The sequence below is a fragment of the Mycobacterium hippophais genome (assembly GCF_027529605.1).
GTDB classification, from domain to species: Bacteria; Actinomycetota; Actinomycetes; order Mycobacteriales; family Mycobacteriaceae; genus Mycobacterium; species Mycobacterium arseniciresistens.
On sequence record NZ_JAPZPY010000006.1, the window covers coordinates 179,162 to 200,833 of the forward strand.

Consider the following 21,672-nt stretch of genomic DNA (forward strand, 5'->3'; position numbering starts at 1 on the left):
GTCGACCGGGTGACGGTGTCACGCTCGCGCCTTGCCCGGCTCTTCGCGGTTGGAACCGTGGTGTGCACTTTCGCTGCGGCCCCGGCATGCGGACATACTGCGTCTCCACCGCTCGACACCGGCACACCGAGGACGACCGCTCCGACTACCCCGTCGCCGGCACCCGCCGTCGCTGAAGTGACTCCGACCGGAGACTTCTCTTCCGTCTCCCGGCTCATCGAAGACGCCGTCGCGGCGCGGCGGCTACCCGGCGCCGTCGTCCAGGTCGGGCACGAAGGCAAGATCGTCTTCCGCCAGGCCTTCGGCTCGCGCAAGCTTGCCGGCGAACCGGGGCTGGACGGGTCACCCGCCCCGGCAGAGCCGATGACCGAGGACACCATCTTCGACCTGGCCTCGTTGACGAAGAGCCTCGCGACCTCGACCGCCGTCATGCAGCTCCACGAAGATGCCCGGGTTCGGATCGACGAACCGGTGCAGGCGTACCTTCCCGACTTCAACCCGGCCGACGATCCGCGCCGCGCGCAGGTCACTCTGCGCATGTTGCTCACCCATACCTCGGGCATAGCGGGGGACCTGAGCCTGGACGGTCCGTGGGGTCTGGACAAGGCCGACAAGGAGGAGGGCGTTCGCCGTGCGCTCGCCGCGTGGGTGGTCTTCACTCCCGGAGAACGCTTCCACTACTCCGACATCAACTTCATCATCCTGGGCGCGCTGCTGGAGAAGATCACCGGCGAGCCCGAAGATGTCTACATTGAGCACAACGTGTTCGGACCACTGGGGATGTCAGACACCTACTACCTCCCGGCCACCAAAGCGTGCGGCCCACACCGGATCCGGGGAACGGCGATCGCCCTGGATCCCCGGGGACCGACGGTGGGGAGTTGCCCGGCGGATGCGTGGAGCACCGACTTGCTGGGGCGCATCGCACCGACAGCTCTCGACGAGGACACTCCGGGCATCAACCCCGACTACGGTCACCCGCTTCGCGGGACCGTGCACGACCCGACGGCACGCCGCATGGGCGGGGTGGCCGGGAGCGCCGGAGTGTTCACGACGGTGCACGATGTGGGCCTCTACGCGCAGGCGCTTCTCGACCGGCTCGCCAACCGCCCGAGCACCTTTCCGCTGAGGCAGGCGAGCGTGCAGATGATGACGACTCCGCAGCAACCCGGGCACCATGCCGGCCAGGTCCAGGCGGCGAACGAGGCCACCGAAACGGTCTTCACCACAACAGATCAACTGCTGGCTGCGCACTACCCGGCAATACCGGGACATGATCTGCGCGGCTTCGGCTGGGACATCGACACTGCCCACTCCAGACCACGCGGCGCCGTCTTTCCCATCGGTAGCTTCGGCCACACCGGGTTCACCGGAGTCACGTTGTGGATGGATCCGGGATCTGACACCTACGTGATCGTCCTCGCGAATGTGATCCATCAGCGCGGCGGTCCACCGATTGCCAAACTGAGCGGTCACGTGGCCACCGAGACCGCACGTGCCCTCCATCTCTACGGCACCTAGGTCGGACTCCTCGTCGTGTTGTCTTCACATGCTGCTGCGGATGAATCCGTCGGCTCCGCGCGTCCCCTCGGGGCAACGAACTGGCCGCCGCGCCGGTGATGAGCTCAAATCACAGCTGTCACATTGGTAACATCGCCCCGTGTCGATCTCCCGGCGTGACGCACTGCGCTATGCCGCCGCGGCGTCGGCGCTGGCCGGACTCGGTGCGGCAACCGGTGCCGGCGCACCGACGGCAGCGGCCGCCGCTCCGACGCTGATCGACTTCGCGATGCGTCAGATCCCGGCCCGGGACATCAGGGCCGCCGGCCACGCCGGGGTGATCAACTACGTCTCGACCTCGCGGCCGGGCTCGTCGTTCGGCGCCAAGCCGATCACCCTGCCGTATGCGCAGTCGCTGAACGCCGCCGGACTGGTCATCGTCAGCAACTACCAGTACGGCAAGCCCGGCGGGACGGCGCCGTCGGACTTCACCCGCGGGTACGCCGGAGGCGTCGCCGACGCGCGCACTGCGTGGCAGCTCCACACCGCTGCGGGCGGCGGCCGGAGCGCCCCGATTTTCTTCAGCGTCGACGACGACATCGACCGCGAGACATGGAACAGGCTGGCGCTGCCGTGGTTTCGCGGAATCAATTCGGTGATCGGAGAGCTGCGTACCGGGATCTACGCCGGCATCAGACCATGCCAGTGGGCGGCGGCCGACGGTGTGATCGGAAGATCGAAGTCACCCGGCAAAGTGTGGGCGTGGCAGACCCGGTCATGGTCGAACGGTCAGATCTATCCCGGCGCGGTCCTGTACCAGCGCATCATCGACACCGCCTCGAATCCGGGTCCGGTGGTCGGCGGCATCCGTGTCGACGTCAACGACGTACTGGCGCAGGACTGCGGCCAGTGGAATCTGCACCCGTGAGGTCTAGCGGCGTGGCGTCGTGGTGATGTGCACGTGGTCGTAGTGGCCGTAACCCGATGCCTGCGGGCCGGCCGGGGTGTAGTACGTGCCGCGCCAGATCACGTCCTGTAACCCGAACCGGGCGGCATTGCTCATCGCGAAGGCGAGTATCTGGTCGCCGAGCGCGATGCCTTCGGGGCTCTCGGGGTTGGGGATCATGATGTCGATCGCCAGTCCGCTGGGGTGCCACGGCTTCGAGTCCGGCCGAACTCCGTCGATCTCAGCGATCTGGGGGAACTGATGGCTGACGGCCCTGGCGGCCAGGACGGTGTTGGGCTGCAACCCGGCCTCTGACGCGACGCCGACGGGCAGGGCCTCCGGGATCTCCGGGACGCCAGCCGCAGGGGGTGGAGCCACGTCGCCGGGGGGCACGCCGGGCGGCGCGGCGATCGGCGGAGCGGGCGCGGTCGGCGGAGGCGCGCTGTCGACGATCGCTCGCTGCTGCGGTGTCAGCGCCGCGTACTGCGCCTCCGCGGCGGCGATCTGACGCAGCAGTTCGGTCAACTTGGCCTGCAATTCTTTGCGCACCGCGGCGGCCGACTCGGCCGCGGCAGCGGCGTCGGCGGCCGATCGCTGCGACGCCTGGGCAGCGGTGGCCGCGCGCTCACGGGCTGACTGGAACGCCTTCATCTGATCGGCGATGGTCGAGCCGACCGTCCGTTGCAGCGACAACTGGTCGATCAGCTGTTGGGGCGAGGTCGCGGACAGGACCGCCGCCATCTGACCGTCACGCCCACTCATGTAATTCATCGCCGCGATCCGGTCGGCGGCCGACTGGAGGGGCCGCAGCTGGGTGTTCGCGACCTCCAGGGCCGCCAGGTCGGCGCGGTGACGGTCGGTGGCGGCGGCCTGCTCGGCCAGTCTGGCGTCGGCATCCCGCTGGGCCGTCGTGACGGCCTCGCGGGTTTTCAGGGCCTGCTGGGACAACTCGTTGAGCTTGGACAACGCGTCGGCCGCCGGGTCAGCGTTGACGCCCCCCACAGACGCGGCCAGGACCAGGACCGCGGTCGCCACTCCGCACACTGTTCGCCGAAGGAGGTCACGCACCCCGGTCACGCGGATTGTCACGATCCTTTGGTTGAGGACTTGATCTTGGCCTGGCTCTCGCGGGCAAGGGTACGAACTGTCACCGACGATGTCCACCCGTCCGAACGTGCGGACCTATTGGGCGCCGCTGACCGTATCCGGAACCCTCGTCAGCGCCGCCCGAGCGCGAGTTCGTCGAGTCCGCAGTCCAGTGGCGGGGTGACCGATGACCGTGTCAGCACGCTGGCCACCACCCACAGGAACAGGGCGACGCCGGCAGCTCCTGGGTCCGGTTCACCTTTTGCTCGGTCGCCGACGTAGCTGGCCCGGCCCATCCGAGCCCGCATGGACGCGGTCCCCCGTGCCCCCTTCGCCGCAGCTTCGGCGGCTGATGTGAACTCGCCGGTCTTGGAGAGTGCTTCAGCTGCCGGGCTCAGGGCATCGACCATGGTTCGGTCGCCGGTCGCGGCCTCCCCCACCCGCACGATCGCGGACAGCCCGGCGGTGAGGCCGTCGGCCCACGCGTCGGCCGCGCCCGGATCATCGGCGACCGCTACGGCGAGTTCGGTGAAGAGCAGACCGAGCAGCGGGCCGGAGGTACCACCCACTTCGTCGAGGAACACCTCGCCCAGTACGGACAGCGGTGACTCCGACGCGTCTTCGAGTCGCTGCATTGCAACGCCGACCCCGCCTCGCAGATTGTCCCCGAAATCGCCGTCCCCGCTGTGCTGATCGAACCGGGTGAGGCAGTCGTAGGCTGCCGCGACCGCGTCGGCGAACCCGGTCACGATGTCGCGCTCGAGATCCGTTGCGGCGTCGCCAGCGGTGCTCATCGCCGATCTCCTACTGTCGACGTGCTGACCGATCGGTTCGGAAAAGATGGAGTGAAAGCTGGGGCCTCCCAGAGCGACAAGAGCTGATCGTCGATTAGCGTGATCGTGACGGAGAAGCCGCGCATGTCCAGCGCGGGCACATACGTCCCGACCAGATTGCCTGCGATCCGACCGCCACGGGCTTCGACTTCCTGCGCTGCGTACTCGAAGATCACGTTGAGCTCCAAGAGTGTGACCGCGCCCAGTCCGTTCACCATCAGGATCACGTCCCCACCAGGCGGCAACGCATCGAGGATCTGATCGGTCATGCGTCGCACCAACTCTGGCGTTGTCGGCCTGCTCACCGTGGAGGCTGCTCGTTCGCCGTGAATCCCGACGCCGTATTCGAGCTCGTGGGGGTCGATCTCGAACGCCGGATTCCCGCTGTGCGTGGTCTGCGCCCGGGACGCAACGGCGATGCTCCTGCTCGCGGCCGCGACGCGCGCGCCCAATTCCGCGAGATCGTCGATCCCGGCGCCCTCGTCAGCGGCGGCGCCGAGGATCTTCTCGACGGCGACGGTGGCGCCGGTTCCTCGGCGGCCCGTTGCGGTGTCGGTGCTCTCGGTCGCAAGGTCGTCGTCGACGAGGACGCGCTGGACCTCGATGCCTTCGAGCCGGAGGCGTTCGGCGGCGATGCCGAAGTTGATCCGGTCCCCGGTGTAGTTCTTCACGACGTGCAGGACGCCGGCGCTGCCCGCGGCGTGCCGGCTGGCTTCCAGCACCTGCCGGTTGTGCGGTGAGGCGAAGACCTTGCCGGGGGCCACCGCGTCGAGCATGCCCTCGCCGAGGAACCCGGCGTGCAACGGCTCATGCCCCGAACCGCCACCGGATACCAGGCCGACGACGCGTCGGGGGTTGCGATGGCGCGCAGTGAAGAACGCCGGCGACGCGTGGAGTTCGACGAATTGCTGGTGGGCCCGGGCGAAACCGCAAAGCGCGACCGGAACCGGGTCGCCGTCGTCGGGATGGAAGTGGCCCGTCGATGCTGCGGTTGGCGGTGACATCGTCCCGATTCTCCTCTGGCGATGCCGGTCAGTGACCGAACGACACCGCGGCCATGTCGTCGTCTCTACGTCAGTCGGACTCGTTGGCGTCGCCGGGATGGGGAACGTTGTCGTCATCCACATGGGCTTCGTGTTCGGTATCGACACCGTCGTGATCGCGTGGACCTTCGTTCGACCCGTGGGTCTCGATCGCGTCTGCAGCGTCGCTTGGCATTGTCATGTGCTCGTCCTCTCTTCATCCGGCGGGCTCGCCCCGACCAGGTGTAGATCGGTGCAGGAGTGCCCCGTCCGCGCTGTGCTGAACCGCGGTGACGAGTCCTCGGCACCTCGACAACCGAGCGTGCGTCGGTAAGGTCGAGAATCACCATGGCGGTGAAGAGCAGTGCTCGGCGATTGGCGTTCATGCTCGTTGCTCTGGTCGCGAGCGCGACGCTCGGATCAGCTCCTGCCGCGGCTACCGAACTCAGTGACTATCGCTGGGAGCGTCGCCCTTTATTGGTGTTCGCGCCTACGGACAGAGATCCCAGGCTCGTCGAAACGCTGAGCCGGGTCGAGGCGACGCGATGCGACTTCGTCAGCCGTGCCATGGTGCTCGGTCTGGTGGTGTCCGAAGGCAACAGCGCGCTCGATGGTCACGCTGTCGACGCCGGTGAATCAAAGCGACTGGTGAACCAGTTCGCGATCGCTGAGAACGCCTTCACGGTGCTGTTGATCGGAAAAGACGGCGCCGAGAAGCTGCGTGTCAACGAGGCACCGGATCTTCAAGCTGTCTATGCCCTGATCGACGGTATGCCCATGCGAAGCCGCGAAATGAGTGCCGATCCGGGTCGGTGTTGATGTCCACCGGCGCGAATGCGTTGATCTGTCGGGAAATTGCCGACCCCACACGGTCGCCCTCGGTTCACCCCTGGCCACCCCGCGCGCTCAACGCCGCGATCGGCGCGATGAGAAGCCGGTAAACGGGCCGCAGCAGCCAGCCCGGGAGATAGGGGTGACGTTCCTCCTGCCACACCCTCGCCCGCGGATGGCTGATCCGGTGTGCGGCGCCCATGTTCTTCGTCGGCTTGGCGGTACGCACCTCAATGCTGCATAGGTGTTTGGTACTGATGAATCCGTACTGACTCGGGCTGACCAGTCGGACGGGCGCGCCATGGTCGCCGTTGAGTGGACCGCCGTCGAGGCGATCGGCGATGAGTACGTCCTCCGCAAGGATGTCCTCGATCGACGCGACTGAGCGGTAGCCGTCCAGACCACCGAAGACGACATGCGTGATCACAGTGCCCGGCACGACTATCGGCTCGATGATTCTGCGATAGAAGGTTTCGAACGCGACGCCCTCCCAACGCAGATCGGTGGCGGACCATCCGGCAACGCAATGGAAGTCGGCCGTGAGTTGCCGGCGGGGCAGCTTCATGAGCTCGATCACAGGATCGACTGGAACGGCGGGAGGAGGCTGGTGAAGGTGTGCGCCGAAGCGCGGAAAGCCGCCGACGGCGCGTTGGCCTGGAGGAAGCGTCACGACAATCACCTCTCCGCGCCACGTCCGCCCACGGTCGGGCGCCTTACTTTCCTCGATCCATACGGCATCGTATGGATATTAGGTGGGATTCCTTGCGTGCGTCAATACGGTTTCGTATAGATAGACATGGCCAATGTCCGGACTCCACGCAGCGCATGGGTCGATGCCGCACTGGAAGCGCTGTCCGCAGGCGGCCCCGATGCTGTGCGGGTCGAGGCGCTGGCGACGAAGTTGGGCGTGTCCAAAGGAGGCTTCTACTGGCATTTCAGCGATCGCCAGGCACTCCTCGACGAGATGCTCAACAGCTGGGAGACCACGATGGTGGACAACGTCATCGCCCTCATCGAGAGCCAGCCTGCCGATCCCCGAGCCAGGTTGCGGCACCTCTTCGAGCTGGCCTCGTCTGTCGACATCGCTGTAGAGCTGGCCGTCCGAGACTGGTCACGCCGCGATCGCGACGTGGCAAGTCGACTGCGCCGGGTCGACAACCGCCGCATGAATTACTTGCGGTCACTGTTCAAACAGATCTGCGCGGACGACGACGATGCCGACGCCCGCAGCATGCTGACCTTCTCGTTGTTCATCGGAAGCCCGTTCATCGCTGCTCAGCCCGGCGACAGAACGCGGTCACAGATGGTGAAACTCGCGGTCGATCGACTGCTCAGCGAGTCGTGGGCATGACCCGCACACTCCAGGGCCGCGGCGTTCAGCAACCGAGGTACGCCGCGGCCGTGTCGTCGTCTCTGCGTCAGCCGGCCTCGTTGGCGTCGCCGGGATGGGGTGCATTGTCTTCGTCAACGTAGGCCTCGTGATCGGTGTCGACACCTTCGTGGTCACGCGGACCTTCATTGGGTCCGACGTTCCTCCTCGTAGCGCCGCGGCGCTCGTCCCGGCGGAATGCCTGGGGTGCGAGTGCCCCGTCTGCGCTTCGCTCAACCGGGAAGTCGATGACGTTCTGGGTCGGTCATCGGCACCAGGTCCGCGCTGATCGATACAGGCGAGGTGGATGAGCCTCGGCCGCCGATTCGACGCTGCTAAGGTCGCCGCGTGCCACCACATGACCTGATCGCCGGCCATGACAGAACGAGAGTCTGACCGAGCGTCGGAGTTGGTCCCGGCAGGTGAGATACCCCCACTCGATGTCGTCGGCTCCGAGATTCTTCCGCCTGTCGCCGACGACGTCCGCAGGCGGTTCCGCCTGCTCGAGTGGCTCGCACCCCGCTTGGGCTCCCGTTGGGCTGTGGAGTTGTGGTGCACCCCGCCGGTCATGGAATCGGCTCTGCGGTTGCCGCCGGGTGTGCCGCCGGGCAAGCCGCTCTACGCGTACTGGGATGGGCACCGGGTGGTCGGTGAGGAGTGGGGCGAGGGACCGCCGGTCTATCTGGTGCACGGCTGGGGCGGCCGACGACCGCATCTGGCGATGTTCGTCAAGCCGCTGGTGGCAGCCGGGTACCGCGTCATCGCGTTCGACCTGCCCAGTCACAACGAGTCCGACCCGGGCGAGCTCGCGCCGGGGCGGACGACGTCGGTCGAGTGTGCTGAGGCGATCAAGGCCATGATCGAGACCCACGGGCAGGCCCACGCGGTGGTGGCGCACTCGCTCGGCGGGAACGCCACGGTGTGCGCGGCGGCCGAGGGCGCCAGGGTCGGGCGATTGGTTCTTCTCTCGCCGATGGGCGATTTTCCCCTGTATCTGGACCTGTTCGCGGCGCGGCACAATTTCGGCCGCCGGATTCGGGCCGGGCTTCAACGCCGACTGGAGAAACGGATCGGTATGCCACTGCACGAGACGAACATGGACCACGTCGGCCGGCGCGCCGGCTTCCCGCCGCTGCTCGTCATCCACGATCCTGACGACCCAGATGCCCCGTATGCGGCCAGTCAGCGACTCGCGGCGATGTGGCCGGGCGCGCGCCTGCTGACCACGAAGGGCCTCGGCAGGCTGGCTCACTACCGGATCCTGCGCCACCGGCCCGCCATCACCGCCGGGGTCGAATTCGTCGTTGAGCCGTAGAGTCATCATCACTATGTCGGTCAAGCGCAGTGGCGTGCGGTTGGCGCTCGTCCTCGCGGTTTTTCTGTCAGCCAGCGCTCTCGGGTCAGCTACGGCCGGGGCCGTCGGACTCGACGACTATCTCTGGGAACGTCGGCCCCTACTCGTGTTCGCGCCCACGGAAGGCGACCCCCGGCTCCTCGAGACTCTGGCCCGTATCGAGGCCAGTCGATGTGAGTTCGCCGACCGCGACATGGTGCTCGGCCTCGTGGTGACCGAGGGCACGAGCACGCTGGACAGTCAGGTCATCACTGCCGAGGAGTCTCGACGGCTGGCCGACGAGTACGCGGTCGGTGACAACGCCTTCGCGGTGGCGTTGATCGGCAAGGATGGCACCGAGAAACTGCGCGTCGACGACGTGCCCGATCTCCGGAGAATCTATGCCGTCATCGACGGTATGCCCATGCGAGGCCGCGAGACGAGTGCCGCAATTCGGTGTTGATGTCGGGGACGATTCGACGGTGCCTGAGCGGTCTGGTACTCGCATCATCGGCCGTGCTCGCCGTGTCGTGCGGCGCCGCGCCATCGTCCGACGCGAACGGGTCGGAGGCCCCTCTTTCGTCCGCCCCGGCATCGCTGTCTGAAGAAGCCGGCGAGCTTCTCGTCGACCTCGACGATGCCGGCGAGGTGGCCACCTGGACCACGGTCAACGATCCCGTCATGGGCGGGATGTCCACCTCGCGCATCACGTTCGGTGACGACGGCGGCCTCGTGTTCTCCGGCGAGATCTCGCTGGCGAACGAGGGCGGGTTCGCCTCGGCCCGCAGTCCGGAGGACACCGAGATCGGACGACGAGCAACAGGCGCAACGTCGCTTCGCGTACATGCTGTGGGCGACGGCAAGACCTACCTGGTGAAGGTGAGCACCGTTGCACGGCAATGGTCTTACATCCAGCGATTCCGCACAGAGCCCGCAGTTCTGCGGACCTACGAACTGCCCATTGACGGCTTCGAGCCGGTGGGGATGCGCCTCGACCCCGCACCGGACGCGCCTCAGACTCTGGACTCGTCAGGCATCGATCAGGTGTCGGTCTACATTGTCGATAAACAGCAGGGTCCGTTCGAACTCACCGTCACCGCGATCGACGCCACGACCTGAGGACCCGCCCGTCTCGCCGGTCGAGGCCTTATTTGTGTGAAATCGGCGCGTAACTGCCGCGGCCGTGGTGTCTTGGGATCGGTAGACATTCTGCCGCGGTGTACTTCACGGGATGGCGCCGTCACCGAAGCGGTGCGTGGAGGAAGAGGAACACGATCATGCCAATCACACGGATACTCGCCGCGGCGCTGACGTCAGTAGGTCTCGCGGCCGCAGGCCTGAGCATGGGAAGTGGAGCCGCCCAAGCCATTCCCTCGCAGCCACACCAGTGGTGCCCGGGGATGTCCATGCACAATCCGCCTGGGCCCGGTGCCATGTATCAGTGGGACATGAACGTCTGTCACACGTGGCAGTACGTCAAATCGGGCATGGGCAACGTGGCGCATAAGGTCTGGGTCGGCCCGCTGGACCCCGTCACCTATCGGTACTCGGATTCGAAGATCACCGTCGAGGGCAGCAGTGTCTGGGATGGCCCGAACATTCCGCCGGGAGCGGCGGCCGAGTGCACCGGCAGGGACATGTTCACGGGCATTCCCATTCCCTGCTAGTTGTGCGGTGGGGTCGGACAACGGCAGTTGGCACGAGAACCACTGTCCGACAGACCCACTCACGTTCATCTCACGAGCGTCGTGGCGCACCCCGAGTGCCCGTGAAGATGTTTCTGGATCCCTCCGCCCGAGCCGCAAACTACTTCGCCATGTTGGCGAAGCGCGACAAATGCAGTTGGTGCGCAACGGTGATCGTCTTCGTCGGGCCGTTGCGGTGCTTGCCGAGAATCAGGTCCGCCTCGCCAGCGCGCGGGTCGTCGCGCTCGAACGCGTCCGGCCTGTGCAAGAGCAGCACCATATCGGCATCCTGCTCGAGCGAATTGTGAAGCGTAATCCCCTGTGCGACAAAGCAATGTGTGCCGGGCACCGTGCCGTCGTACACGTCCTGCATGCCGATGCTCTCGATCTCGACGATCGAATCCCAGTGCACGTCATTGGTCGCGAGGTCGTGCAGCTCAGCATCCTTGAGTAGCGCCGCCGCTCGGTGCAGACGCTTCCGGCCCGGCGCCGACTTCCACATCGTCGAACCGCAGAACTGCGTGCCCATCGCCGCCGCGAACTCTCGGTGCGTCATCTTCTGCTGCACCAAGACCTGCCGAACCCTGGCCCACACTGCGACCGGCACCGTGTCCGACGTGGCCCGTCGCTCGATCTGCGCCAGCTGCGTCAGCACTTCCCGAGCCGCGAAGAACTTCTCGCCGTGTGCGTCGACGACGTGGAGGAAGCGCACCTGGTTCTCGGCGCCGACGATCTGAAGGTGCCAGCTGTCGCGGTACCCGGCCTTGTGCGCCCGGTAAATACGGCTGAAGACGCCCAGCCGCAGCAGCAACTGCGCCACATCGTCCACGAGTCGACGGCTCGTCGATGCGTAGTAGACCCGCCCCTGCTGAACCTTGTAGTCCCAGCGGATCGAGCCGTCCGTCGACCACAGGTGCTGCAGGAACAACGCCACCTGATCGTTCGGGAGCGCGAAAACCTCGTCAGGTACGAACTTCTCGTGGCTCCGCTTGCCGAACAGCCCCAGCTTGTCCAGCCACGCCGCGATCGGGTTCCGCTTGCCGTGCGTCAGCCGGTACGGCGCCGGCAGTCGCAGTGTCGTCACTCGTGCCGCGGGGTACTCGTCGCGCACCGCCGTCACCCCGAAGTGCTGAGCCGCCTTCGTCACAGCCCGCAGGTTCTGCTCGTCGATGCTCGCGTATCGGATCGGCTGGCGCTTCACGCACGACCCGTCGCCGATCATGTGCGCCAGCATGACGATTTCGTCATCGGCCATCCGCTGCGTCTGCACCGGTTCGGGCACCCGACGCGGCACCGCCACCCGTGCCCCAACCTCAAGCTCACCCAGCGGCGTCCAGCCGTCCAGCGTCATGAACGGGTGGTTCGCCGTCGCCTCCACCTCCCGCCCCGACGCCAGGCGCACCTTGAACACCTCTTTGTGGCCGCTGTAGAACACGTTCGTCATCGGCCGCGCCACCATGCGCTTGCGCTCGTCCATCGACCACACCAGCGGCCGCTCGCCGGTGGCCATCAGTTCACCGAACGTGACCTCTGCGCCGTTGTCCGCCCGCAGGATTCGCGTGTTCGCCGTCAGGCAGCCCGATTCACGAAGGTCAGACACCATGGGCTTCTTGTCGGTGCGCTGCTCCGGCCCGCGGTTCAGCTGGCTGATCGCGATCACCGGCACATGGAGTTCTTTGGCCATCAGCTTCAGGCTTCGCGAGAAGTCCGACACCTCCTGCTGACGGGACTCGTACTTCTTGCCCGACGACATCAGCTGCATGTAGTCGACCACGATCATCCGCAGGCCGACCTTCTGGCTCAGCCGCCGTGCCTTGGCCCGGATCTCCATCATTGTCAGGTTCGGCGAGTCGTCGATGTAGAGCGGAGCCTCGCTGATCTCACTCATCCGCCGCGCCAGCCGCGTCCAGTCGTCGTCGCTCATCCGGCCCGAACGCATGTCGGCCAGCTTGATCTTCGCCTCGGCGGACAGCAGCCGCATCACGATCTCGGACTTGCTCATCTCCAGCGAAAAGATGACGCTCGGCAGCTGGTGCTTGATCGAGCAAGACCGCATGAAGTCCAGCCCGAGCGTCGAGTTGTGCGTCGGCACCATGCCGTGGCCGGCGAGATATAGGTGGCCCGGGTTGTCGACCTCCACGCACCGCACCGGGACTGTATCCACTCGCCGCACGGCGTCGATCTGCAGCACCGGCGCCATCAGGGCCGTTCCTCGCCGCCCGGCATAGGGCGCCATCGACCCCGCCGCGGCAACGGTGTCCACCCCGCTGCGCAACTCGACCGTCGTGCGCACCCCGTATCCCGTCGGCCACTGGTGCTGCCCATCGGCGACGATCACCGTTCCGTCGGAGAACTCGACCTCGTAGCAAGGCCTTGCCAGCATCACCTCGGTGGCCGCGACCACCCGCGTCGGCTCACCGTCGGCGCCCAGCAGCTCGTCGCCCACCGCCACGTCGCCCATGGTCGTCCATCCCGACGGCGTCGGCAGCGGTGTGTCGAGGGCCAGCGCCTTCCCCACGCCCGGACGCGCCGCGATGATGATCATCTGCCCGGAGTGCAGCCCGTTGGTCACCTCGTCGAGTTCGGTGAAGCCCGTCGGAACACCGCGCGCAATACCGCCCTGCGAGGCGATCGCGTCGATCTCGTCCATCGTCGGCTGCAGCAGTTCCTCGAGGACGACGAAGTCCTCGGAGGCGCGCCGCTCGGTGACGTCGTAGATCTCGGCCTGCGCGCGGTCCACTACGTCGCTCACGTCGGCGCCGTCCGCGCCGGCGTAGCCGTACTGCACCACCCGGGTGCCCGCCTCCACCAGGCGGCGCAGCAACGCCTTCTCCGCCACGATGCCGGCGTAGTACCCGGCGTTCGCGGCCGTCGGAACCGTGGAGATCAGCGTGTGCAGGTACGGCGCACCACCGATGCGCCGCAGCAGGCTCCGGCGGTCCAGCTCTGCGGCGACGGTGACCGCGTCGGCGGGCTCGCCGCGGCCGTAGAGATCGAGGATCGCGTCATAGACGTTCTGGTGCGCCGGCCGGTAGAAGTCGCCGGGCCGCAGCTTCTCGAGCACGTCGGCGATCGCGTCCTTGCTCAGCAGCATTCCGCCCAGTACTGCCTGCTCAGCGGCGGCGTCCTGCGGCGGTTGGCGGCCGAAGTCCTCGCTGGGCGGGGCGCCATCCATGCCCGAATGCCCGAGGTCGTCGACCACAGCCACGGCGCCACCCTCCCCCAGATCGGCTCGAACGCAGGTTCGATCGTTGTCTATCGCGACTGTAAGGTCGCCCCCCGACAACTCACGTCGGCGAACCCCCGAACCGCTCCGCGCACGATCACGTTAGGCGTTGCTGGGGGCACCCGATACCCGCCCTGTGCATAGACCTGTGGATGGTGTGTGGATATCGCTGGACGGCCATGTTGAGTCGCTGGGGACAACCTGTGGAATCTCGTTCGTTATCCGGATAAATCCGCAGATAAGCGCATCACAGGGGACGTGCAGTGTTGTGGATGGAAAGTTCTTCGGCGTGTCGTGCCGGGTTGCCGACTCGGGCGTGTTGTGTTTCGCCCCAGCGCCACCGAGGTTAACGGCCGGTTATCTTCGCTGTGCGCGACCAATAGCACATTGTTCGCCAGCGCGCACAGCTACGCCCGGGCCGGGACCTCGAGGGTCCCAACCCGGGCGTATTGTCGCGTGCGTTATTACTGGGCGACGACGTTGAGCGTGACGGTGGCCTGGACGTCGGGGTGCAGACGCACGGTCACCGGGTGCTCGCCGAGCGCCTTGATGTGGGCCTTGGGCAGCGACACGGTCCGCTTGTCGAGGTTCGGGCCGCCGGCCTTCTTGATCGCCGCCACGACGGACGTCGCGGTGACCGAACCGAACAGCTTGCCGGTCTCGGCCGAGGCGTTGACGGGCAGATCCACCGTGTCGAGGCCCTCGAGCGCGATCTTGAGCTCGTTGGCGTGCTCCAGACCGCGAACCGTCTTCAGCTCGCGGGCCCGGCGGATCTCGTCGGCCTGTCGTTCGGCGCCGCGCGACGCGGCGATGGCCAGACCACGGGGCAGCAGGAAGTTGCGGCCGTAGCCGTCCTTGACCTCGACGGTGTCCCCGGGCACGCCCAGGTTGTCGACGTCAGCAGTGAGAATGAGCTTCATCTCTTCAGTCTTTCGTTCTATCGGGCCGGGACTACCGCGTCGACGCGCTGAACGGCAGCAGCGCGACCTCGCGGGCGTTCTTGACCGCGATCGCGATGTCGCGCTGGTGCTGGACGCAGTTGCCGGTCACGCGGCGGGCACGGATCTTGCCGCGCTCACTGATGTAGGTACGCAGCAGCTGCGTGTCCTTGTAGTCGATGATCTGGTTCTTGCCCTTCTTGGAGCAGAACACGCACTTGCGGGTCTTGACCGGCTTCTCGGGTGCCGGCCGCCGCTTGGTGGAGGACTTGGCCATGTGTCTTTCTCTTTCTCAAAGTTCGCGGATCGCAGTCCGCTGATATGTGTTGTCTAGAAGGGCGGTTCGTCGTCCGCGCCGGAGAATGAACCCGACGCAGGCGCGCTGCCCCACGGATCGTCTTTGGGCTCGGCCGGGCGCGAGTTGCCGCCACCGCCACTGCCGCCGCTGGAACCGAAGCCGCCGCCACCACCGCCGCCGCTGCGGCTGGCCTTGTTGACCTTGGCGGTCGCGTAGCGCAGCGACGGGCCGATCTCGTCGACCTCGAGCTCCACCACGGTGCGCTTCTCACCCTCGCGCGTCTCGAACGAGCGCTGCTTGAGCCGGCCCTGCACGATCACCCGCGAACCGCGGGTGAGGCTCTCGGCCACGTTCTCCGCGGCCTCGCGCCAGATGTTGCAGCGCAGGAACAACGCCTCGCCGTCTTTCCATTCGTTGGTCTGACGGTCGAACATGCGCGGGGTCGACGCGACCGTGAAGTTCGCGACGGCCGCGCCCGACGGGGTGAACCGCAGTTCGGGGTCGGCGGTCAGGTTTCCGATGACCGTGATGACGGTGTCACCAGCCACGAAGTCCTCCTGTTGGTTGTCAGCTCTTCGCGCAAGCGCTCATCGCGGGCGGTGTACGCGTTGGACAGCAGTCGCAGGCGAGCCTACGGAACTGCCCCGACGCGCACAGGCCGTCAAGCGACTTAGTGCTTGTCGGTCCGCATCACCTTGGTCCGCAGCACGGACTCGTTCAGGTTGAGCTGGCGATCCAGCTCGGACACCGTGGCCGGCTCGGCCTTCACGTCGACGATGGCGTAGATGCCCTCGGCGTGCTTGGCGATCTCGTAGGCCAGGCGGCGCCGGCCCCAGATGTCGACCTTGTCGACCGTGCCGCCGTCCTTGCGGATGACGTTCAGGAACGTCTCCAGCGAGGGGGACACTGTCCGCTCATCGAGCGTGGGGTCGAGGATGACCATGATTTCGTATGGACGCATAAGGAACCCATCACCTCCTATGGTCGTGTGCGGCCACGGACTGTCCGTGGCAGGAGGGTCGCCTGCGTCGGCAACCGGCCCAGGCTACAGGACAGCGGCCTGAGCTGCGAAATCCGTGCACGGCCACCCGGTCGACCGCCGATAGGCTGGCCTCACGCGTCGTCGAGGGGGTTGAGTGAACTATCCGTACGGGCCCTACGGTCAGGGAACTCCGGGACAGCCCGGCTACCCGCAGCAGGGCTACCCGCAGCAACCCGGCTATCCGCAGCAGCCCGGCTACCCACAGCAGGGCTATCCGCAGCACGGCTACTCCGGCGGTTATCAGTACCCACCGAGGCGGCCCGCCGGTCCGAGCGGCGGCACGGCGAACGCCGCGGCTGTGCTCGCAGGACTCGGCGCGCTCGCCATGCTCGGCTTCGGCATGCTGGTACTGACGGCGGCCGGCTCGCCCGATCCCCGCCCAACTTTGGGCACCACACCGTCACGCTCCTTCAACGCGGGCGACGTGATCTTCGTCATCGTCGGCGTGGCCGTCATCGTCGCCGGGATCATGCTGGCGGTCGGAGCCCTGACGCTGTTTCAGCGCAAGATGGTGGGCCGATGGCTCGTGGTCGCCGGCTGCGCCATCGCCATCCTCACGAGCGTGCTGTTCGTGATTCTCTTCATGACACTTCTGAGCAAAGCCGACGGTGAAGCCGCCGCAGCCGGAGCCATCGTCGCCATCTACGGCGGCCCCGTCTTCCTCGGAGTCGCGTTTCCGGTCCTGACGCTCGTGCTGGCACTGCGGCCGTCGACCGCCGCGTGGATCCGCGCGAGACCGAATGTGCCTGCGGCCTACCGCGGCTGAGCGGCCGCCCGCCGAGTGTGAATCCCTGGCGAGAAAAGTCCCCGAAAGTCGCCGACGTTTCACACTCGCGGCAGGAAGGCCGTCAGGCGTCGACGGTCGCCCGGTCCGACAGCGGCGGCTGGGACGGCCCGATCCGCGGGTGCGGCCGCAGCCAGTCGGGCAACCAGCGTGGCGGCGCGTCCGGAGCCCCGTCGAACACCCCACCCGCAGGGTCGTCGACCCGTCCGCCGTATCGCACCAGGTCGAGCTGCGGCCGGTAGATCTGCCGGATCACCAACGCGCACAACGCGATCACTGCGATGTCGCGTAGCAGCACCGTCGTGGTGAACCACTGCTCGGGCAGTCCGCGGTTCTGCTCGCCGTAGAGGTACAGCATCCGGGGCACCCACACCAGAGCGTCGATCGTCATCCATGCCAACAGGATTCGCCGGTGCGGTAACGCGAGCACCGCCAGCGGCACCAGCCACAGGGAGAACTGCGGACTCCACACCTTGTTCGTCAGCAGGAACGCCGCGACCACCAGGAACGCCAACTGCGCCACCCGCGGACGCTGCCGCGCCGTCAGCGCGATGTACCCGATCGCGATGCAGCACGACGCGAACAACACGAAGGTGACGGTGTTCAACACCGTCGGCGGTTCCCAGAACCCCAGCCCCTGGTCGAAGCCCCGCCAGTCGGTGAACGACTTCACCACGTTGTACAGCGAATCCATGTCGTCGCCGCGACGGGTGTTGAGCCGGAAGAACTCCGACCAGCCGCGCGGGAACAGCACCATGATCGGGAGGTTGACCAGCAGCCACGTCAGCGCCGCCGTGCCCGCGGTCTTGGCCACCTCCCGCATCCGGCCCGTGCGCAGCGCCAGCAGCACCAGCGCCACCAGCAGCAGCAGCGGATAGAGCTTCGCCGCCACGCCGAGCCCGATCAACACCCCGGCGAGCACCGGTCTTCGGCGCGCCCAGGCCAGCATCGCGCCCACTGCGAACGCCGTGGCCAGCGCGTCGAAGTTGGTGAAGATCTGGAAGATCAGCAGCGGCGACGCCGCCACCAGCGCGGCGTCCCACACCCGGCGGCCCGCCAGCTGCGACGTCGCCCACACCGTCGCCAACCACGCCAGCGCCAGCCCGAACGCGGCGATGTTGAAGAACATCACCACCTCGGCGATCAGCGGCAGCGACACCGTCGCCGACACCGCCGTGTACGTCTTCGCCAGCGCCATCGACAAGTACTGGTAGAGGCCGGTGAGCACCGGATACTCCATGTAGCGCACCGCGATCTCGCCGTTGTACTGGATGCGCGGTTCATCCGACGCGTCGGTCTCGATCCAGCTCGACTTGTACGGGAACTTGCCCTGATTCAGCAGTTCGGCGGTGTAGAGCGGCACCGTGTCGGAGTAACAGAGCTCGTAGTAGGCCCTGTTGTTCTGCCAGTTGGCCACCCGCTGATCGGCGGGCCCGTCGCCGACGGTCTGCAGGCACGCCGCCTTGGTGGTGTAGCCCAACGCCATGAACACCACCGCGATCGCGAGCATCACCCGAAGCGGCGTGAAGAACCGCTGCCGCCCGATCAGCGCGTGCCGGCCCACCGGCCCACCCACGACACCGGACAGCGCCGCGCCGAGAATGTCGTTGCGGCTGGGCAGGTCGCGGTCGTCGGCGCTGCGGCGGTCGTCGGCCAGCGGCGCCGGGGACTCGGCTGAGCCGGCGGACACCGGTCCCTCGGCATCCGTCACCGCGGCGTCGTCCGTCACGGGGCGGCGTCCGTCACGGAGGCGGCGGCTGGCCGGGGAATCCTGGCGCGCCGGGCGGCGGCGGAACGGCCGCACCCGGATCGGGCACCGGGGTCGGCGCACCCGGCACGGGCGGCGCACCCGGCACGGGCGGCGCACCCGGCACAGGCGGACCGATCGGGACGGTGCTGGGCGGGCCGATCGGGATGGTGATGCCCGGCGCGACCTCGAGCGTCGGCTGGATGACGGTCATCGACGGCGTCGGCGGGACGGTCGACGACGGGGGCGGCGGAGCCTGCGGCACGCCGGCGTAGCCGCCGATCTCCTCGGGCTTGGGGAACGACTCCTCTTCGGTGTCCTCCAGCGCGCCGTCCATCGTCTCTTTCCAGATGTCCGACGGCAGACCGGATCCGTAGATCGCCGACCCGCCCGACGTCTGCAGGGGCTTGGTGCCCTCGGTGGTACCGACCCAGACCGCCGTCGACAGCGACGGCGTGAATCCCACCATCCAGGCGTCCCGGTTGTCGCCGGTGTCACCCAGCTGCACGGTGCCCGTCTTCGCCCCCGAGGGTCGGCCGCCGGCCAGGTTGTGGCCGTTGGAGTAACCCGCGATCGGCTGCATCGCCGAGATCGCGTTGTCGGCGACGTTCTTGTCGATGCGCTGCTCGCCGTCGTTGCTCTCCTGCGAGGCGTCGAAGAGCACGTCGCCCTGGGAGTTGACCACCTTCTGCACGAAGTGCGGCTTGCGGTAGACGCCCGACGCCGCGATCGTCGCGTACGCCGACGCCATATCGAGCACCCGGGTCTGGTACTGCCCGAGCACGATGCCGTTGTTCGGCGGGCCGCCCTGGCCGTCCTCGCTCAAGGTGTGCTCGACGCCGGGGAAGCTCTCCGCGACGCCGGCCTGGTGCGCGGCGTCGGCCACGTCCTGCGGGCCGTTCTTCAGCTTCAGCATCAGCCGGTAGTAGCTGGTGTTCAGCGACCGCTTGAGCGCCTCGGCGATGTTGCAGGTGCCGCAGCTGTTGCCCTCGACGTTGCTGATCTCGATGCCGTTGACGCTCACCGGTGAGCTGTCGACCTGATAGCCGAGGCCGATCCCCTGCTGCAGCGCGGCGATCAGCGCGAACACCTTGAACGACGAACCGGTCTGCAGCCCCGCCTGCGCGAAGTCGAAGCCGTTGGCGTCCGAACCGCCGTAGTAGGCCCTGACCCCGCCGGTCTTCGGGTCGATCGACACCACCGCCGAGCGCATGTCCGGATCCTGACCGTCCAGGTTCTCGGTGACCGCCTCCTCGGCGGCCCTCTGCGCCTTCGGGTCGATGGTGGTGGTGATCTGCAGGCCCTCGGTGTTGAGCGTCTGCTCGTTGATGTCGAACAGTTCCAGCAGTTCCTTGGTCACCTGGCGCTCGATCAGACCGTTGGGCCCGGTGGTCTGGTTCTGCGCGCGCGCCTGCTCCGGCGGCACCGTCGGCGGAAACACCTGGGCGGCCCGGTCGGCGGCCGACAGCGCACCGATCTCGACCATGCCGTCGAGCACCCAGTTCCACCGCTCCGCGGCGCCCTCGGGATCGACCGCGGGATCCAGCGTCGACGGCCGTTGGATGAGCGCGGCCAGCAGTGCGCTCTCGGCCACCGTCAGCTGCTCGACGGGCTTGCCGAAGTAGGCGGTGGACGCGGCCGCCACGCCGTAGGCGCCCCGGCCGAAGTAGATGATGTTCAGGTAGGACTGCAGCACCTGGTCCTTGGACCACTCACTCGACATCTTCGTCGAGATGACCAGTTCCTTGGCCTTGCGCGTGACACCGCCCAGCCCGGAGCGCTCCGAACCGACGAGCGCGTTCTTCACGTACTGCTGGGTGATCGTCGAGCCGCCCTGCACGTCGCCGCCGAAGATGTTGTTCTTGAAGGCGCGCAGGAACCCGGTGAAGGAGAAGCCGGGATTGGAGTAGAAGTCGCGGTCCTCGGCGGCCATCACGGCGTCGCGCATCGAGACCGGGATCTGGTCGATGGTGACGTCGACACGGTTGCCCTCCGGCGGCACGATCTTGGCGAGTTCGCTGCCGTCGCTGGCCAGGATCGTCGACACCTGATTCGTCCGGATGTCGCCGGGTTTGGGCACGTCGACGATCATGTAGGCCATGCCGAACGTGATCAGCGGCAGCAGGATCAGCACCGCGGCGGCCACGATCAGCCCGCGCCGCACCCACCTCCAGTTGATCTGCTCACGCCAGCTCGGCGTCCCGCCGGGAGGCGGGTCCGACGGCCCGTCACCACTGCCGCGGCCCCGGCGGCGCGGCGGCGGTGGCGGAGGCGTGCCGTCTAGGGCGGCCTTCACCACGTCGATGGGATCGCGCGTCGGCGGCGCACCGGCGTGGACGACCGGCAGCACCGCCGTCATCCCGTCGTCGGCGGGCGCCCCTGAACGCGGGCGGCGCGGACGGTCGGGCGGACCGGGCCGGCGGGCCGGGCCCTGACCGGGCCGCGGGGAACGCCCCCACGGCGGCGGACCACTCGGAGAACCAGGTGTAGGCGCACCGCCGCGCTCAGCCGCCTGCCCCTTGCGGGGATCGCTGGCTGACCGGTCGTGGCGCCCTTCGCTATTCACTGGCCGTGCGCGCACGACTGCGCGCCGTTCGGGTGCCGCGCGACTTCTTCGGGGGCGGAATCGCGCCGAGCACATATGACTTCACCAGGTGATTCCACTCGCAGGTCCGGCATACCTCCACCACGTGTACCGAGAATTCGTCGAATCGGGTCGCCAGCAGCACGAGCTCCTCGGCGGTACGCGCCGACCCCGACACCGCGCCGAGGTGATCGCCGAACACCCACGACACCAGGGTCAGCTGCTCCTTGCGACAGATCGGGCACATCACCGAGCTCTGCTTGCCATGGAACTTCGCGGCCCGCAGCAGATAAGGATTGGCGTCGCAGACCTCCGAGACACCGGTGCGGCCCGAGTACACCTCGGCCAGCAGAGACCGCCGCCGAAGGGCGTAGTCCACCACCTGTCGCTGCAGTCGCACGGAGACCAGAGTACGTCGGGGCCACGACCACCGAAGGCCGACTGCATC

The 21,672-nt window shown here is 67.3% G+C and carries 22 protein-coding genes; 9 read left to right on the forward strand and 13 right to left on the reverse strand.

Features of this window, described 5'->3' with window-relative positions; all coding sequences use genetic code 11:
- The first annotated feature begins 9 nt into the window (after nucleotides 1–9).
- Together O6P37_RS15260 and O6P37_RS15265 are read left to right on the forward strand one after the other, a co-directional pair.
- Nucleotides 10–1,521: a serine hydrolase domain-containing protein gene (locus O6P37_RS15260; RefSeq protein WP_269894884.1), complete on the forward strand. Its 1,512-nt coding sequence runs from the start codon at nucleotides 10–12 to the stop codon at nucleotides 1,519–1,521.
- A gap of 145 nt (nucleotides 1,522–1,666) precedes the next feature.
- Complete coding sequence (locus O6P37_RS15265) at nucleotides 1,667–2,428, forward strand: DUF1906 domain-containing protein (RefSeq protein ID WP_269894989.1); 762 nt, start codon at nucleotides 1,667–1,669, stop codon at nucleotides 2,426–2,428.
- 3 nt (nucleotides 2,429–2,431) lie between these two features.
- Here the strand turns inward: O6P37_RS15265 and O6P37_RS15270 are convergent, their stop codons facing one another.
- From O6P37_RS15270 to O6P37_RS15285, 4 genes are all read right to left on the reverse strand, one after another.
- Nucleotides 2,432–3,523 (reverse strand): coiled-coil domain-containing protein, encoded by a 1,092-nt coding sequence (locus O6P37_RS15270; protein WP_269894990.1) that lies wholly within the window; start codon nucleotides 3,521–3,523, stop codon nucleotides 2,432–2,434.
- A 140-nt stretch (nucleotides 3,524–3,663) separates the two neighbouring features.
- Entirely contained in the window at nucleotides 3,664–4,326 is a 663-nt protein-coding gene (locus O6P37_RS15275) for a DAK2 domain-containing protein (RefSeq protein WP_269894885.1), read from the reverse strand.
- Entirely contained in the window at nucleotides 4,323–5,369 is a 1,047-nt protein-coding gene (locus O6P37_RS15280) for a dihydroxyacetone kinase subunit DhaK (RefSeq protein ID WP_269894886.1), read from the reverse strand. Before O6P37_RS15280 ends, O6P37_RS15275 begins: the two co-directional genes overlap by 4 nt.
- Nucleotides 5,370–5,439: 70 nt before the next feature.
- A complete protein-coding gene (locus O6P37_RS15285; protein ID WP_269894887.1) occupies nucleotides 5,440–5,589 on the reverse strand; it encodes a hypothetical protein in 150 nt (49 codons plus the stop codon).
- 146 nt (nucleotides 5,590–5,735) lie between these two features.
- Between O6P37_RS15285 and O6P37_RS15290 the strand changes: the two genes are divergently transcribed.
- Nucleotides 5,736–6,206 carry a DUF4174 domain-containing protein gene (locus tag O6P37_RS15290; protein ID WP_269894888.1) on the forward strand — a complete coding sequence of 157 codons (471 nt, stop codon included), beginning with the start codon at nucleotides 5,736–5,738 and terminating at the stop codon, nucleotides 6,204–6,206.
- Between the two features lie 64 nt (nucleotides 6,207–6,270).
- Here the strand turns inward: O6P37_RS15290 and O6P37_RS15295 are convergent, their stop codons facing one another.
- Nucleotides 6,271–6,888, reverse strand: a complete 618-nt coding sequence (locus O6P37_RS15295; RefSeq protein ID WP_269894889.1) for a molybdopterin-dependent oxidoreductase — start codon at nucleotides 6,886–6,888, stop codon at nucleotides 6,271–6,273.
- 126 nt (nucleotides 6,889–7,014) lie between these two features.
- On the opposite strand from O6P37_RS15295, the gene O6P37_RS15300 reads away from it, so the two are divergent.
- From O6P37_RS15300 to O6P37_RS15320, 5 genes are all read left to right on the forward strand, one after another.
- A complete protein-coding gene (locus O6P37_RS15300; RefSeq protein WP_269894890.1) occupies nucleotides 7,015–7,569 on the forward strand; it encodes a TetR/AcrR family transcriptional regulator in 555 nt (184 codons plus the stop codon).
- 394 nt (nucleotides 7,570–7,963) lie between these two features.
- On the forward strand, nucleotides 7,964–8,902 hold the full coding sequence (locus O6P37_RS15305; protein WP_269894891.1) for an alpha/beta fold hydrolase: 939 nt from the start codon (nucleotides 7,964–7,966) through the stop codon (nucleotides 8,900–8,902).
- A gap of 13 nt (nucleotides 8,903–8,915) precedes the next feature.
- The gene (locus tag O6P37_RS15310) at nucleotides 8,916–9,383 is read left to right on the forward strand and encodes a DUF4174 domain-containing protein (protein WP_269894892.1); all 468 of its coding nucleotides are present in this window, start codon (nucleotides 8,916–8,918) and stop codon (nucleotides 9,381–9,383) included.
- Between the two features lie 53 nt (nucleotides 9,384–9,436).
- Nucleotides 9,437–10,039 carry a CIA30 family protein gene (locus tag O6P37_RS15315; RefSeq protein ID WP_269894893.1) on the forward strand — a complete coding sequence of 201 codons (603 nt, stop codon included), beginning with the start codon at nucleotides 9,437–9,439 and terminating at the stop codon, nucleotides 10,037–10,039.
- Nucleotides 10,040–10,197: 158 nt separating this feature from the next.
- Nucleotides 10,198–10,587, forward strand: coding sequence for a hypothetical protein (locus O6P37_RS15320; RefSeq protein WP_269894894.1), 390 nt, complete (start codon nucleotides 10,198–10,200; stop codon nucleotides 10,585–10,587).
- Nucleotides 10,588–10,726: 139 nt separating this feature from the next.
- Here the strand turns inward: O6P37_RS15320 and O6P37_RS15325 are convergent, their stop codons facing one another.
- From O6P37_RS15325 to rpsF, 5 genes are all read right to left on the reverse strand, one after another.
- On the reverse strand, nucleotides 10,727–13,813 hold the full coding sequence (locus O6P37_RS15325) for a replicative DNA helicase (RefSeq protein WP_269894895.1): 3,087 nt from the start codon (nucleotides 13,811–13,813) through the stop codon (nucleotides 10,727–10,729).
- 482 nt (nucleotides 13,814–14,295) lie between these two features.
- Complete coding sequence (gene rplI, locus O6P37_RS15330; protein ID WP_269894896.1) at nucleotides 14,296–14,751, reverse strand: 50S ribosomal protein L9; 456 nt, start codon at nucleotides 14,749–14,751, stop codon at nucleotides 14,296–14,298.
- 31 nt (nucleotides 14,752–14,782) lie between these two features.
- On the reverse strand, nucleotides 14,783–15,046 hold the full coding sequence (gene rpsR, locus O6P37_RS15335) for a 30S ribosomal protein S18 (protein WP_264012656.1): 264 nt from the start codon (nucleotides 15,044–15,046) through the stop codon (nucleotides 14,783–14,785).
- Nucleotides 15,047–15,099: 53 nt separating this feature from the next.
- Nucleotides 15,100–15,615, reverse strand: coding sequence for a single-stranded DNA-binding protein (locus O6P37_RS15340; RefSeq protein ID WP_269894897.1), 516 nt, complete (start codon nucleotides 15,613–15,615; stop codon nucleotides 15,100–15,102).
- Nucleotides 15,616–15,737: 122 nt separating this feature from the next.
- On the reverse strand, nucleotides 15,738–16,028 hold the full coding sequence (gene rpsF, locus O6P37_RS15345; protein ID WP_264012658.1) for a 30S ribosomal protein S6: 291 nt from the start codon (nucleotides 16,026–16,028) through the stop codon (nucleotides 15,738–15,740).
- A gap of 175 nt (nucleotides 16,029–16,203) precedes the next feature.
- Here rpsF and O6P37_RS15350 point away from each other — a divergent pair, with 175 nt between their 5' ends.
- Nucleotides 16,204–16,875 carry a hypothetical protein gene (locus O6P37_RS15350; RefSeq protein WP_269894898.1) on the forward strand — a complete coding sequence of 224 codons (672 nt, stop codon included), beginning with the start codon at nucleotides 16,204–16,206 and terminating at the stop codon, nucleotides 16,873–16,875.
- Nucleotides 16,876–16,957: 82 nt separating this feature from the next.
- Here O6P37_RS15350 and O6P37_RS15355 read toward each other — a convergent pair whose 3' ends face one another.
- The 3 genes from O6P37_RS15355 to O6P37_RS15365 are packed head-to-tail and all read right to left on the reverse strand — an operon-like array spanning nucleotide 16,958 to nucleotide 21,624.
- Nucleotides 16,958–18,583, reverse strand: a complete 1,626-nt coding sequence (locus tag O6P37_RS15355; protein WP_269894991.1) for a glycosyltransferase family 87 protein — start codon at nucleotides 18,581–18,583, stop codon at nucleotides 16,958–16,960.
- A gap of 52 nt (nucleotides 18,584–18,635) precedes the next feature.
- A complete protein-coding gene (locus tag O6P37_RS15360; RefSeq protein WP_408633178.1) occupies nucleotides 18,636–21,206 on the reverse strand; it encodes a transglycosylase domain-containing protein in 2,571 nt (856 codons plus the stop codon).
- Nucleotides 21,199–21,624 carry a DUF5318 domain-containing protein gene (locus O6P37_RS15365; RefSeq protein ID WP_264013468.1) on the reverse strand — a complete coding sequence of 142 codons (426 nt, stop codon included), beginning with the start codon at nucleotides 21,622–21,624 and terminating at the stop codon, nucleotides 21,199–21,201. The genes O6P37_RS15360 and O6P37_RS15365 overlap by 8 nt, the downstream gene beginning before the upstream one ends.
- Nucleotides 21,625–21,672 lie beyond the last annotated feature (48 nt).